Genomic DNA, 13,645 nt, shown 5'->3' on the forward strand with positions numbered 1-13,645 from the left:
CCTTCCGTCGCCGGTGGTCCGTCTGGCGGTGGTGGCCAGCCTTGCGGCATAATGTCCTCTCGACCATTGGCGCGTTCACGGGCATCATTCGATCCGGGTAAGTGGAACACCGCAAGCGCCGCGCACGGGTTCGCTGGTCGCCTGTCGACGCGTGCCCAGTCGACCCAGGCCAACGATGCCTTGGCCAGCTTTGGGCTGGCCCGGATAAGCTTGCGCTGCCGCGCTCACCAATCAGCAGCTTCTTTCGACGAGGTTTTTCATGCAAGGGATTAGAGACGTCATGGCGCGGCATCACCGCTCCTGCGATGATCTGCTCGCCGCCGCCGAGCGGGCAGCCGCCAATAGCGCCTGGGGCACCGCCCTGGACGCCTTCGCCCGCTTTCGCGAAGCGATGTTGGTGCATTTTTCGGCAGAAGAGTCGTTCCTTTTTCCGCTCTTCGAGCAGCGTACCGGAATCCATCTGGGGCCGACGCAAGTCATGCGCCTCGAACACGCGCAAATGCGCCAGTTGCTCGCCGCTGCCGAGTCTGCCCTGGCCGCGCACGATGGCGAAGAGTACGCGGGAAACGCGGAAACGCTGCTGATCATGATGCAGCAACACAACGTCAAGGAGGAGAACGTGCTCTACCCGATGTGCGACGAGCAGTTGGCCGATCAACTCGAAGCGATTGTGCAACAGCTCAAGCAGTCCATCGAGCAGCCGGGGCAGGGAGCGGAATGAGCCGCGCGGATGCCGATGCGGTACTCGACGTCCGCGGTTACGAGCCGCCGGAACCTTTTGTCCGGACGATGGAAGCGCTCGATCAACTGGAAAGAACGAAAAGCTTGCTCGTCCTGCTGCCGCGCGAACCTTTTCCACTCTACCGAGCGCTCGAAATCAACGGCTTCTGCTGGCAGACGGAGTTCCGCCCGGACGGCTCGGTTGCCGTTCTGATCACTCATCGAACGCAGTGATGCAGGCACTGCTCTCGTTTGATCAGGCACCGCCTTTCGCCGCACCTTTCCGCTTCTTCCTGACCGCACCCGTGTTCGGTGTTCTCGCCGGCGTGCTGCTCTTGGCGAGCGGGCCAGCGGCACTCGCTTCGCGTTGGACACCGGCTGTCCTCGCCGTCACCCATTTGATCACTGTCGGCTTCATGCTGCAGGCGATGCTCGGCGCCTTGCTGCAAATCCTGCCGGTGGTCGCCGGGGCGAATATGCTACGGCCGCTACTCGTTGCCCGCCTGGTACACGCGAGCCTGCTGTGTGGCGCCTGCCTGCTTGCTGGCGGCTTGCTCGTGCAGCACACGGTCGCCCTGCTCGCGGCTGCGACCTTGCTCGCCGGAGGCTTGCTCATCTTCCTCACAGCGGCCACGCACGCGCTGTATGCGGTGCCGACGACCAGCCCGACGATCCGCGGGATCAAACTGGCCTTGAGCGGGCTGGGCGTAACGACCATCCTCGGCCTGCTGCTGGTGTACGCGCTGACCGGTGAAGGCTCGAACCAACTGCCTTTCCTGTCGCTCACCGCGGTTCATCTCGCCTGGGGCTTGCTTGGCTGGAGCCTTGTTCTGCTCAGTGCGGTCGCTTTCGTCGTTGTCCCCATGTTCCAGTTGACGCCGCCCTACCACGAGCGTTTCGCGCAGGCTTTTCCGCCAACGGTTGTCGGGCTGCTCGCGCTGTGGACCCTGGTCGAGCTCAATGACTGGGCAAACGTGTCGCTGCTTTCGGCCGGACTGCTGCTGGCTGCCGCCGGCGCCTTTGCTGGTCTGACGCTGCGCCTCCAGCGTCTGAGCAAGCGACCGCGTCTCGACGCGACTCAGCATTGTTGGCGCGTCGCGATGCTGAGCACGCTGGCTGCCGCTATTCTCTGGCTGCTGGCCAACAGCAGCGCGCAGTTCGGCGACGACAACCGCTGGGCGCTGGTGTCGGGCGTCCTGGTTCTCGGCGGTGGTTTCATGACGGCAATCGTCGGCATGCTGTACAAGATCGCGCCCTTCCTCGTCTGGCTCCATCTGCAGAACCATGGTGCCGGTCGCGTGCTGGCGCCAAACATGAACAAGGTGATCCCGCTGGTCCATATCGAGCGGCAAACGCTGGCCCATTTCGTTTCGCTACTACTCCTTTTGGCGGCGGCGGTCTGGCCGCCGGGGTTTGCCTATCCGGCCGGGCTTGCGCTGGTCGTAGCCAATGCCTGGCTGTTGCGCAACCTCGTGCTCGCAGTTCGCTTTTACCGCCGGCACCGACAGGCCATCGACGCCACCCGCGGAACACCTGCCGCCCAGCGATGACGCCAGACTGCCCCGGCGACAGGCCTCGCGGCCAATGAGCTACCTGTTCCTGAAGCAACTGCACGTCGCTTGCGTAGTCCTCAGCGCGGCAGGTTTTCTTCTGCGCGGCGTGTGGATGCTGAGCGAATCAACGCTGCTGCAGCGACGGGCAGCGCGCGTCGTGCCACACATCGTCGACACGATCCTTCTCGCCAGCGCCATCGCGATGGTCGTCAGCAGCGCACAATGGCCGTGGACCAGCAACTGGTTGACTGCCAAGCTGACCGGCCTCCTGGTCTATATCGGCTGCGGCACGATGGCCCTGAAACGCGCGCGCACCAGGCGCCAGCGCGCTGCCTTCCTGCTCGCAGCGCTCGTCGCCTTGGCTTACATCGTGTCCGTCGCACTCACTCGCAGTGCGCTCGGCGCGCTTGTCTGGCTAACCTGAGACCGTATAAGAAGAGCGTCGCGAGCAGGCCAGGCTGCCAAGCGCGCGCGGGTCGATGGGCGCTAGTCGCTGCGCTGGTGGGTCATCAACCGGCGCAGCCCGGCGGTGTTCAGAATGCGAACTTTTCTTTGGTGAACGGAGAGCAGTCCCTCTTCCTGAAAACGGGAAAATGCCCGGCTCACCGTCTCCAGCTTCAAGCCCAGGTAGCTCCCAATCTCGTCGCGCGACATGCGCAGGTTGAACTCGGCTGGCGAATAGCCGCGCGCCTTGAACCTTTGCGACAGGTTGAGCAGAAACGCAGCCAGCCTTTCTTCGGCGCGCATCGTCCCAAGCAACATCATCACGCCGTGGTCACGAACGATTTCGCGACTCATCACCTTGTGAAAATGGTGCTGCAGGGTATGGATCTGGCGCGACAGCCCCTCAAGCTGCGAAAACGGTATTGCGCAAACCTCGCTATCTTCCAGCGCAATCGCGTTACAGGTGTGAACCTCGCTGCTGATCCCGTCCAGGCCGAGCAACTCGCCCGTCATCTGGAAACCGGTGACCTGGTCGCGCCCATCTTCGATCAGCACATCGGTCTTGAAGAAGCCGCTGCGGATTGCGTAGATGGATTCGAATCCCTGGCCAGCGCGGTAAAGGTAGTCGCCGCGCTTCATACGGCGGCGGGTGGACACCAACTCGTCAAGCTTCCTGAGATCCGCAGGTTCGATGCCAATCGGCAAACAAAGCTCGCGCAAATTGCAGTTGGAGCAGGCCGCTTTCACTCCTTCTAAAACCAGCCTGGCCGCCGCGACATTGGTAGGCATCCGACCCCTTCTCACTCAACCCCACGTTTGATCCACGTCAACCCTGTTCGACCGACACCGCCGGATAATTCAGCCGGCCAATTGTGTCATGGGACCATGAACTCCAGCGCTGGAAACCTTCTGTTTGATCCCGAGATCATTCGTCGCTTCGACGTCAATGGCCCGCGCTACACGTCGTACCCGACAGCCGACCGCTTCGTCGAGGCGTTCGGCGCAGACGCGTACAAGCTTTGGCTAGGCAAACGCAACATCGGCGGCATCAGCCGCCAGCTCTCATTGTACTTCCACATCCCGTTCTGCAACACCATCTGCTACTACTGCGCCTGCAACAAGATCATCACGAAGGATCATGGGCGCTCGGCCAAGTATCTGCGCTATCTGGCCAAGGAGCTTGCCCTGCAGAGCAGCTTCCTCGAAGGTGGCGACCACGAAGTCGCTCAATTGCACTGGGGCGGCGGCACGCCAACGTTTCTTTCGCACGGCGAAATGCGCCAGTTGATGGCGGCTACACACCGCCATTTCAAACTGATCGAGGGCGGCGAGTACTCGATCGAGGTTGATCCGCGCAAGGTCGACCGGGCGACCGTCGAACTGCTCGGAGAGCTCGGCTTCAACCGAATGAGCATCGGCGTGCAGGACTTCGACGCGGCCGTGCAACAGGCGGTCAACCGCGTGCAAAGCGAGGAGGAAACGCTCGCCGTGATCGACGCAGCGCGCGCCAACCGTTTCAAGTCGATCAGCATCGACCTCATCTATGGCCTGCCCAAGCAGACGCTGCACGGCTTTGGGCGAACGCTCGAACGGATCATTGCGGCTGACCCCGATCGCGTGTCGATCTACAACTATGCGCACCTGCCCAGCCTCTTCAAGCCGCAGCGAAGGATACTCGAAGCCGACATGCCGAGCCCCGACGCGCGACTGCAGATTCTCGCGCTGGCCATCGCGCGTATGACTGAAGCCGGCTACGTCTACATCGGCATGGACCACTTCGCCAAACCCGATGACGAGCTGGCAATCGCCCAACGCCAGGGCCGTTTGCACCGCAACTTTCAGGGCTATTCAACGCACTCCGACTGCGACCTGCTGGCCTTCGGCATTTCGTCGATCAGCAAGGTGGGTCCGACCTACAGCCAGAACGTCAAGACGCTCGACGAGTACTACGACCTGCTCGACAGCGCAAGCTTGCCGGTCTATCGTGGGATCGAGCTGAATGCGGACGATCTCCTGCGTCGCTCGATCATCCAGTCGCTGATGTGCCACTTCGAATTGTCTATCGAGTCGATCGAGATCGCGCACCTGATCGATTTCGCCAAGTACTTCGCAACCGAACTGGACGATCTGCAGGAACTCGTGGCGGCCGGCCTGGTCCGCATCGACGATAAGTGGATCAGCGTCCTGCCGCGCGGACGCATGCTGGTGCGCGCCATTTCGATGGTGTTTGATCGCTATCTGCGCGCCGATCGGCAGCGCACGCGTTACTCGAAAGTGATTTGAGGCGACTTCGGCGGCGAGCCGACGGAAGAGAGTAGAATCGCTGCTCTTCGTGTTCGACGATGCATCGCCCACGCTGATGCCGCAAACCACTTACCTTGCCCTGCTGCTGATCGGCCTGCTCGGCGGGACACACTGCGCCGGCATGTGCGGCGGAATCGTCGGCGCGCTGTCCTTCGGCGGACCATCATCGATCACTCTGCACCTGGCGTACAACGCCGGACGAGTGTCTTCATATTGTGTCGCCGGCGCGCTTGCCGGGGCACTCGGCGAAGCCAGCATCGCCCTGTCGGGGCAGCTACCGATTCGTCTCATCCTGTCCCTGCTGGCCAATCTGATGCTGGTCGCTCTTGCCTTCTACCTGATGGGTGTCGGCTCGGCATTGGCCTGGCCCGAGCGGCTCGGACAGAACCTCTGGCGTCACCTGCAACCGATTGGGCGCAGATTTCTGCCCGCGCGCAGCGCCACACAGGCGTTTCCCCTCGGCCTGCTCTGGGGCTGGCTCCCCTGCGGACTGGTCTATTCGGCGCTGGCCAATGCGCTGACGAGCGGCTCTGCGCTGCACGGCAGCGGCTTGATGCTCGCTTTCGGCATCGGTACGCTGCCCAACCTGCTTCTCGCAGGCCTGCTCGCCAATCGGCTGCAAGCGTACACCCGGCTGCCGGCGGTGCGTTGGCTGAGCGCGGTGCTCATCCTTTGCTTCGGCGTCTGGGGCCTCTTTACCACCACCCGCCGTCTGCTCGGCGCCTGACGATGGCACCCGGGGAACTCGGCGATGCAACCCAGACGGTCGAGCTGCTGATCGAAGGCATGACCTGCGCTGCTTGTTCGGCGCGTATCGAGAAGCAGCTCAACCGTTTGCCGGGGGTCGAAGCTGTCGTCAATCTGGCGACTGAGCGCGCCAATATCCGCTACGTCCCACAGCTCGCCGGACTCGAGCTTCTGCTGGCAACGATCAGCCGCGCGGGCTTCGTGGCGCGCCCACGCGTGACGACGACGGTCGCCGAAGAACAGGCAAGGAAGGCCGAAATACGCCGCGCCGACCTGCGGCAGCTCTACTTTGCGATCGGACTGACCTTGCCGCTGGTTGCGCCGATGCTGCACATGCTCGACCCGTCGACGTCGATGCACGACGAACTCCTGCCGCGCTGGCTGCAACTGGCACTGGCGACACCGGTGCAGTTCTGGATCGGCTGGCGCTTCTATCGTGGCGCCGCCAACGCACTGCGCTCAGGCGCGGCGAACATGGATGTGCTCGTCGCTCTCGGCACATCGATGGCTTATCTCTTCAGTGCCGTCGTGACGCTAGCCAGCCTCGCCCACCTGCACGTCTATTTCGAAGCCTCGGCAGCCGTCATCACGCTCGTCCTGCTCGGCAAGCAGCTCGAAGCGCGCGCGCGCGCGCGCACGAGCGAGGCAATCGAACAGCTCGTTCGTCTGCAACCAAGAACCGCGCGTGTCGAACGCAACGGAGAACTGTTCGAAATCGACGCCGCGCTGTTGATTCCCGGGGATATCTTCATCGTGCGACCGGGCGAGAGCCTGCCGGTTGACGGCGAAGTCGTCGATGGCGTATCGACGGTCAATGAGGCGATGCTCACCGGCGAGAGCATGCCGGTCGCCAAGCACGCCGGCGAGCGCGTTTTCGCGGCCACGATCAATGCCCAGGGAATGCTGCGCTGCCGGGCGACGGGCGTCGGCGAACAAACGCTACTCGCCGGAATCATTCGCCTCGTTGGCCAGGCGCAAGCGTCGAAAGCCGCGGTGCAGCAACTCGCCGACCGCATTTCGGCGGTCTTCGTGCCGATCATCTGTGTGATCGCCTTGCTCACGCTGCTCGCCTGGTGGTCGATCAGCGGCGTCTTCAGCACCGCGCTGGTCAATGCCGTCGCGGTGCTGGTTATCGCTTGTCCGTGCGCGCTCGGCCTGGCAACGCCGACGGCGATCGTCGTCGCGACCGGCCAGGGCGCTGCCGCAGGCATCCTGGTAAGGAACGCCGATGCGCTCGAACGCGCCGGCCAGATCAGCGTCCTCGCCGTCGACAAGACGGGCACGCTGACCCAGGGTGAGCCGACGCTGACCGACGTGGTCGCTCTGGCAGCCACCGCCGACGAGGCGCTACGCCTGGCCGCCAGCCTCGAACAGGCGTCCGAACACCCACTCGCGCGCGCCATCCTGCGCCAGGCGCAGGCGCGGGGCTTGAGCCTGCCAGCGCTCGACTGGTTTCACGCGATCCCCGGTTGGGGCGTCACCGGCTGCGTCGCCGGACGCCGGCTCAGCCTGGGTGCCGCGACGGCTGTCGATCGCGCGGCGTGTCCGGCCGAACTGATCGAGACCCTGCAGCACGAAGGCAAGACGGTGGTCGTGCTCTGCGCAGAAGCCGAGAGCCTGACCCCGGAGCAGCCACGCCCGAGGCAAGCTGGACAGGCGCTTGCCCTGCTGGCGATTGCCGACCCCTTGCGCAAGAGCTCGCGCAGCGCCGTTGAGCGCTTGCAGGCGATGGGGATTCGCATCGTCATGCTGACCGGTGACCATCTGGCGACCGCTGCGGCGATTGCCCGGCAAGCGGGAATCGACGACTATCGCGCGGGCATTCTTCCTGGCGAGAAAGCGGCCGCGGTGCGCACGCTGAAGGAAGGCCAGACGATGGTCGGCATGGTGGGCGACGGTCTGAACGATGCCCCGGCGCTGGCTGCCGCCGACGTTGGTTTTGCCATCGGTGCCGGTTCGGACGCAGCGATCGAGGCGGCCGACCTGACCTTGCTGCGCAATGATCTGACAGCAATCATCGAGGCCATCTCGCTTTCGCGTGCGACATCGAGAAAAATCAGGCAGAATCTGTTCTGCGCTTTTGTGTACAACGTGCTCGGCGTGCCGCTGGCAGCCTTCGGCTACCTGAATCCGGTGCTGGCAGGAGCGGCAATGGCGCTGAGTTCGGTCTCCGTTGTCGCCAACTCGCTGTTGCTCAGACGCTGGCATCGTAGTCGCGCTCAGCCGGGGTGATCACCTGGCGCGCAGCCGGTGGTCGATAGCAGCGCAGACCCTTGACGTTGACCTTGACTTTGTGACCTCTCGTCGTGCGCAATGATGACGACCCTCGAAAGCCGAGATGCAATGGAAGAAGCTGTCCTTACCGTGCGCGGAATGAGTTGCCAGGGCTGTGTCAGGAACCTTACGCAGCTCCTGGCCGCTCTTGTTGGCGTCAGCCAGGTCGAAGTGTCGCTGACCGATGCCAGCGCCCGCGTGGTTTATGACCCGCAGTTGGTCAGCCTGGAGCGCCTTGCCGCAGTCATCGACGACGCCGGGTTTGAAACCGACTGAGCGGGTTTCGTCCACGCAAATCCCCCTCACCTTTCCTACGCCGAGATCGCGACGGCGGTGCGGACCGATAAGACCATGCCGAGAAAAAAGCCAAAGACCACCGAGCTTCCCGCAACACCTGATGCTGCACCTCAACCGCTCAGGTTGACCGAGTTTTCCCACGGCGGCGGTTGCGGCTGCAAGATCGCGCCGGCGGTACTCGAACAGATCCTGAAAAAGACCTCGCCGGCGATCGTTCCCAAACAACTTCTGGTTGGCCTCGAAACGAGCGACGACGCGGCGGTCTATCAACTCAACGCCGAGCAGGCGCTGGTGGCGACAACCGATTTCTTCATGCCCATCGTCGACGATCCGTTCGATTTTGGTTGCATCGCAGCCGCCAACGCCCTGTCCGACGTCTATGCGATGGGTGGTCTGCCGCTTCTGGCACTTGCCATCGTCGGCATGCCGGTTAATACGCTGCCGCTCGAAACGATCAGGCGCATCCTCGACGGCGGCGAATCGATCTGCGCCCAGGCGCGCATTCCGATTGCCGGCGGACATACCATCGATTCAGTCGAGCCGATCTACGGTCTGGTCGCCATCGGGCTGGTCCATCCCGACAATGTCAAACGGAACGCGGGTGCGCGCCCCGGCGACAAGCTGATTCTCGGCAAGCGACTGGGTATCGGCGTCTATAGCGCCGCCCTGAAGAAGGGTCTGTTGACGCCGGCCGCGTACTCGGCCATGGTCAGTTCAGCGACCCAGATCAACACACCGGGACGCGCACTGGCCTGCCTTGCCGGGGTGCACGCGATGACCGATGTCACCGGCTTCGGTCTGCTCGGCCATCTGAGCGAAATCTGTAAAGCGTCCAACGTCGCGGCGGTGATCGATTACAGCGCGCTGCACTTTCTCCCGAACGTTCTCGAATACGCCGATGCCGGTTGCCTGACCGGCGCCTCGGGCCGCAACTGGGCAGGCTGCAGCGACTACGTCGAACTCCCGAGGAAGAACTTCAGCGACACGGAACGCGCTCTGCTCACCGACCCGCAGACCAGCGGCGGCTTGCTGCTCGCCTGCGCACCCGAGGTCGTCACCGAGGTTCTGGCGGTTTTCCTGCAGGAAGGCTTCGATCATGCCGTGGTCATTGGCGAGGTCGCCGATGGCAAACCCCATATCGCGGTGATCAAGAGCAAGACGGACTAAGCTAGCGCAGAGACTCGACCCTTGCTGTCGGCCGCGGTCGACAAACCGACCCGGCGATCCGGCCTGGCGCAGAAACGCATCGCGTGCGCAGCTTCGCTGGTGCCATTGCAGGGCAAGACTTCAATCGAGAACGTGCGACACCAGACCATCGGCCAGCTTGGGGTCGAACCACGTCGACTTCGGCGGCATCACCTGGCCAGCGTCGGCGACGCGCATCAACGCCGCCATCGGCGTTGGGCACATGGCGAAGGCAACGGCCATCTCGGCGCTGTCGACCCGTCGCTCCAGTTCCGCCAGGCCGCGCCCTCCCCCGACAAAGTCGATGCGTGTGTCGCGACGCAGATCGCCAATGCCAAGCACCGGGCCTAGTATGTTCTCGGCCAGCAACGAGACATCGAGCGAATGGACGGGATCGGCGGACGCAAGCCACGCGGCTGGAAACTCCAGTCGATACCAGCGCCCATTCAGGTACATGCCACAGACGGTCGGCCGATCCGGGCGGCAGGGTTCGGTACACGGCTGGACGCTGCAGCAGCGCGCCACAGCCGCCAGGAATTCCGCCTCGCTGTAGCCGTTCAGGTCACGCACAACCCGGTTGTAATCCAGGATTCGCATCTGGCGGGCAGGAAAGATCACCGAGAGAAAGAACTCGGCGCTGCCCCCGGTCGTTGCTGCGGTCGTCGCAGGTGGACGCCGTGCGGCCGCGACGCGCGCCGCAGCCGCTGATCGATGGTGACCATCGGCAATGTAAAGCGTCGGCATCCGGTTGTATACCTGGCTCAATTGCGCGATCGTGCGGTCGTCGTCAATGCACCAAAGCAGGTGGCGGACACCAGCGTCGGTCAGCACATCCGTGTCTGGCAGGCCAGCCGTCGCCTGCGCGAGCAGTGCTTCGGCCTGCGCATCGTCCGTATGGGCGAGAAGAACCGGCCCGGTTTGCGCGTTGAGCGCCTCGATCTGGCGAACGCGGTCGTCTTCCTTGTCGGGACGGGTGTACTCGTGCTTCCGGATGCGGTTGCTCTCGTAGGCAGCAACCGATGCGGCAGCCACCAGACCGGTCTGCACGTGCTCGTCCATGATCATGCGATAGGCATAGTAGCTCGGGCGCTGGTCACGCTGCAGAACGCCAAGCTGGATCATGCGCTGGAAATTCTCGGCCGACTTGGCGTATACCTCGGGTGCGTAGTGATCGACCGCGCGCGGCAGGTCGATCTCGGCTTTTGATACGTGCAGGAACGACAAAGGCTTGCCAATTGCTGCTTGGCGCGCCTCGTCGCTCGAGAGAACATCGTAGGGAGGCGCCGCGACAGCGGCTGCGTCCGAACGACGTGGCCGTAGACCGGCAAAGGGTCGAATCAGGGGTGAATCCAAGGACAAGCCATTCTCCTGCGAGTGATGTCGACTTCAGATGCTGCGGTACAAAGCCTCGTAGCGCACGGCAGAATCAGCCCACGAGTAGTCCTGCAGCATGCCCCTGTTTTGCACCAAGCGCCAAGCCGTGCCATCTCGGTAGAGGGCACAGGCGTCAGCAATGCGCGCGGCGAGGGCGCGGCTGTTCGCGTCGACAAAAACGAATCCGTTCGCCGTTCCCGCCTGCAGGCTCTCGGGCGTCGCGTCGATCACCGTATCGGCCAGTCCGCCGACACGCCGTACGAGCGGTAGCGTACCGTAGCGCAAGGCGTAGAGTTGGGTCAATCCGCAAGGCTCGAAACGAGAGGGAACCAGCAGGACATCGGCGCCCGCCATGATACGATGCGAGAACGCATCGTCATACCCCAGATGAACCGAGACGTTCTCCGGGTACTCGGCAGCGGCAGCGCGATAGGCCGCCTCGATCTCTGCCTCGCCGCTGCCGATGACGACGAGTTGTCCACCTTCGGCGAGGATGGCCGGCAAGGCGCCGAGAATGAGATCCATCCCCTTCTGCGCGGTCAGCCGACTGACCACGGCAAATAGCGGCGCCTTGGCGCGACGAGCGAAACCCAGTTCGGACTGCAACTTCGCTTTGCACGCATCTTTGCCGCGCAGGTCGTCGTGGTCGTAGTTTTTCGCCAGAGCAGGGTCGGTTTGCGGATTCCAGACCAGGTAATCGACTCCGTTCAGGATGCCCGAGAGATCGCTCCCGCGATCGCGCAGCAGCCCATCAAGTCCCCAGCCGAACTCCGGCAGGCAGATCTCCTGCGCATAGGTCGGACTGACCGCATTGACCCGCTTGGCGTGCACCAGCGCAGCTTTCATGAACGAGAGTTGGCCATGGAACTCGAGAGCGCTCTGGTCGGCCCCGGAAATGAGCAGGCCAAGGTCGTTGTGGTGATCCAGCGGGAACAGGCCGCGGAAGGCAAGGTTATGAATCGTAAACACCGTAGCCGTGTTCAGCGCCGGATTCTGCGCGATGTAGGCGGGCGCCAGTCCAGCATGCCAGTCATGCGCGTGCACGACATCGGGTCGCCAGTTGCGGTCAAGTTCGCCGGAAGCCAGGTGCGCGGCAATCCACCCGAGCAGAGCGAACCGCCGGTGATTGTCGTTCCAGTCGCGACCGTCCGGCCCAAGGTAGGGGCTGCCATCACGCCGATAGAGAAACGGTGCGTCGATCACATAGACTGGCACGCCGCTATCGGGCAGCCGCCCCAGGCGTAAGGTAATGATTGCGGCGCCAAAAGCCGGACCGATGCGCACGACGCGCTTGAGTCCGACGACTCCGCTCAGGATGCCTGGCATGCCGGGCACCAGCACGCGGGTATCGAGCCCGCGTGCTGCCAACGCCGCCGGCAGCGCGGCGACGACATCCGCCAAACCGCCGGTCTTGACCAGGGGATAGATTTCAGCAGCCAGATGAAGGACGCGCAAGTTCCCGGTTCCTTCCCGATCAGACCAGACGCTCGAGCATCTTCCGGGTAACCAGCGTCACCCCCCCTTCAGTGCGCCGGAAACGACGCGCATCGTCTTCCGGGTCCTCGCCAATCACCATGTTCGCCGGAATCTCGCAGTCGCTGTCGACGACGCAGCGCGTCAGGCGGGCACGGCTACCGATCGTCGTATCGGGAAGGAGAACCGACAGATTGACCCGCGCGTAGGAATGGACGCGACAACTCGAGAAGAGCAGCGAGCGATTCACTTCGCCGGAAACGATCGACCCGCTCGAGACCGACGACTCGATGGCATTTCCTCGCCGGTCGAGATGGTTATGCACGAACTTGGCGGGCGGTAGTTGCTGCTGATACGTCCACACGGGCCAGTTTCGATCGTACAGATTGAGCGCTGGCACCGTCGCCGTCAGGTCGACGTTGGCGTCCCAATAGGCGTCGATCGTCCCGACATCACGCCAATAGTGCCCTTTGAACTCTTCGTCGGGAGCAACGACGCAACTGCGCGAGAACGGATGGGCGACCGCAACACGGTTGGCCACCGCACGCGGAATGATGTCCTTACCGAAATCGTGGCTGGAGTTCTGATCGACGATGTCACGCGCCAGCTCGGCATAGAGATACTTGGCATTGAACACATAAACGCCCATGCTGCACATCGACATCTCGGGGTTGCCCGGCATTCCCGGCGGATCGGCAGGCTTTTCAACGAAGTCGGTGATCAGCCCGCTCTCATCCACGGCCATGACGCCGAACCCCGTTGCCTCCTTGCGCGGCACTTCGATGCAGGCAATCGTGCACTCGGCGCCACTCTCGACATGGTCGACCAGCATCAGGGCATAGTTCATCTTGTAGACATGATCGCCGGCCAGAATAACGACGAACTCGGGCGCCGGACGGTAGGTCTCCAGGATGTCGATGTTCTGGTACACGGCGTCGGCCGTGCCGCGGTACCAGGATTCCTCGTCGACGCGCTGCTGGGCGGGCAGCAGATCGACAAACTCGTTGACCTCGCCATGCAGGAAGTTCCAACCGCGCTGCAAGTGGCGCAACAGACTATGCGACTTGTACTGCGTGACGACCCCGATGCGTCGAAACTGCGAGTTGACGCAGTTCGACAGCGCGAAATCGATGATCCTGAACTTGCCACCGAAATGGACTGCCGGCTTGGCGCGGCGATCGGTCAGTTCGTGCAGGCGGCTACCGCGCCCACCCGCGAGAACGAGCGCAATTGCCCGCTTCGGTAATTGAAAAGTCTTCTTGTCAACCATCTTC

The 13,645-nt window shown here is 63.2% G+C and carries 13 protein-coding genes; 9 read left to right on the forward strand and 4 right to left on the reverse strand.

From position 1 onward, the window contains the following. Nucleotides 1-259 precede the first annotated feature (259 nt). The 4 genes from Q1L59_RS05840 to Q1L59_RS05855 are packed head-to-tail and all read left to right on the forward strand — an operon-like array spanning nucleotide 260 to nucleotide 2,697. Entirely contained in the window at nucleotides 260-721 is a 462-nt protein-coding gene (locus Q1L59_RS05840; RefSeq protein WP_300329377.1) for a hemerythrin domain-containing protein, read from the forward strand. After that, on the forward strand, nucleotides 718-954 hold the full coding sequence (locus Q1L59_RS05845; protein WP_300329380.1) for a DUF2249 domain-containing protein: 237 nt from the start codon (nucleotides 718-720) through the stop codon (nucleotides 952-954). Before Q1L59_RS05840 ends, Q1L59_RS05845 begins: the two co-directional genes overlap by 4 nt. Next, the gene (locus Q1L59_RS05850; protein WP_300329382.1) at nucleotides 954-2,270 is read left to right on the forward strand and encodes a hypothetical protein; all 1,317 of its coding nucleotides are present in this window, start codon (nucleotides 954-956) and stop codon (nucleotides 2,268-2,270) included. Before Q1L59_RS05845 ends, Q1L59_RS05850 begins: the two co-directional genes overlap by 1 nt. Before the next feature lie 34 nt (nucleotides 2,271-2,304). Next, the gene (locus tag Q1L59_RS05855; RefSeq protein ID WP_300329385.1) at nucleotides 2,305-2,697 is read left to right on the forward strand and encodes a SirB2 family protein; all 393 of its coding nucleotides are present in this window, start codon (nucleotides 2,305-2,307) and stop codon (nucleotides 2,695-2,697) included. Between the two features lie 62 nt (nucleotides 2,698-2,759). Here Q1L59_RS05855 and fnr read toward each other — a convergent pair whose 3' ends face one another. Further along, nucleotides 2,760-3,506 carry a fumarate/nitrate reduction transcriptional regulator Fnr gene (fnr, locus tag Q1L59_RS05860; protein ID WP_300329388.1) on the reverse strand — a complete coding sequence of 249 codons (747 nt, stop codon included), beginning with the start codon at nucleotides 3,504-3,506 and terminating at the stop codon, nucleotides 2,760-2,762. A 96-nt stretch (nucleotides 3,507-3,602) separates the two neighbouring features. Here fnr and hemN point away from each other — a divergent pair, with 96 nt between their 5' ends. The 5 genes from hemN (at nucleotide 3,603) to selD (ending at nucleotide 9,506) form a co-directional block, all read left to right on the forward strand. Then, nucleotides 3,603-5,000 (forward strand): oxygen-independent coproporphyrinogen III oxidase, encoded by a 1,398-nt coding sequence (gene hemN, locus Q1L59_RS05865; RefSeq protein ID WP_300329390.1) that lies wholly within the window; start codon nucleotides 3,603-3,605, stop codon nucleotides 4,998-5,000. A 76-nt stretch (nucleotides 5,001-5,076) separates the two neighbouring features. After that, complete coding sequence (locus Q1L59_RS05870) at nucleotides 5,077-5,748, forward strand: sulfite exporter TauE/SafE family protein (protein WP_300329882.1); 672 nt, start codon at nucleotides 5,077-5,079, stop codon at nucleotides 5,746-5,748. Nucleotides 5,749-5,750: 2 nt separating this feature from the next. Next, nucleotides 5,751-8,000 carry a heavy metal translocating P-type ATPase gene (locus Q1L59_RS05875; protein WP_300329392.1) on the forward strand — a complete coding sequence of 750 codons (2,250 nt, stop codon included), beginning with the start codon at nucleotides 5,751-5,753 and terminating at the stop codon, nucleotides 7,998-8,000. A gap of 111 nt (nucleotides 8,001-8,111) precedes the next feature. After that, entirely contained in the window at nucleotides 8,112-8,318 is a 207-nt protein-coding gene (locus Q1L59_RS05880; RefSeq protein ID WP_300329394.1) for a heavy-metal-associated domain-containing protein, read from the forward strand. Between the two features lie 75 nt (nucleotides 8,319-8,393). Further along, nucleotides 8,394-9,506, forward strand: a complete 1,113-nt coding sequence (gene selD, locus Q1L59_RS05885) for a selenide, water dikinase SelD (RefSeq protein ID WP_300329396.1) — start codon at nucleotides 8,394-8,396, stop codon at nucleotides 9,504-9,506. 120 nt (nucleotides 9,507-9,626) lie between these two features. Here the strand turns inward: selD and Q1L59_RS05890 are convergent, their stop codons facing one another. Genes Q1L59_RS05890 through glgC form a run of 3 tightly spaced genes read right to left on the reverse strand, consistent with a single transcriptional unit; the run spans nucleotide 9,627 to nucleotide 13,641 of the window. Further along, the gene (locus Q1L59_RS05890) at nucleotides 9,627-10,877 is read right to left on the reverse strand and encodes a DUF1015 family protein (RefSeq protein WP_300329884.1); all 1,251 of its coding nucleotides are present in this window, start codon (nucleotides 10,875-10,877) and stop codon (nucleotides 9,627-9,629) included. Between the two features lie 33 nt (nucleotides 10,878-10,910). After that, nucleotides 10,911-12,353, reverse strand: a complete 1,443-nt coding sequence (gene glgA, locus Q1L59_RS05895; protein ID WP_300329398.1) for a glycogen synthase GlgA — start codon at nucleotides 12,351-12,353, stop codon at nucleotides 10,911-10,913. A 19-nt stretch (nucleotides 12,354-12,372) separates the two neighbouring features. Further along, a complete protein-coding gene (gene glgC / locus Q1L59_RS05900; RefSeq protein WP_300329400.1) occupies nucleotides 12,373-13,641 on the reverse strand; it encodes a glucose-1-phosphate adenylyltransferase in 1,269 nt (422 codons plus the stop codon). Nucleotides 13,642-13,645: the final 4 nt, after the last annotated feature.

This window comes from Accumulibacter sp. (assembly GCF_029255125.1).
Classification (GTDB): Bacteria; Pseudomonadota; Gammaproteobacteria; order Burkholderiales; family Rhodocyclaceae; genus Accumulibacter.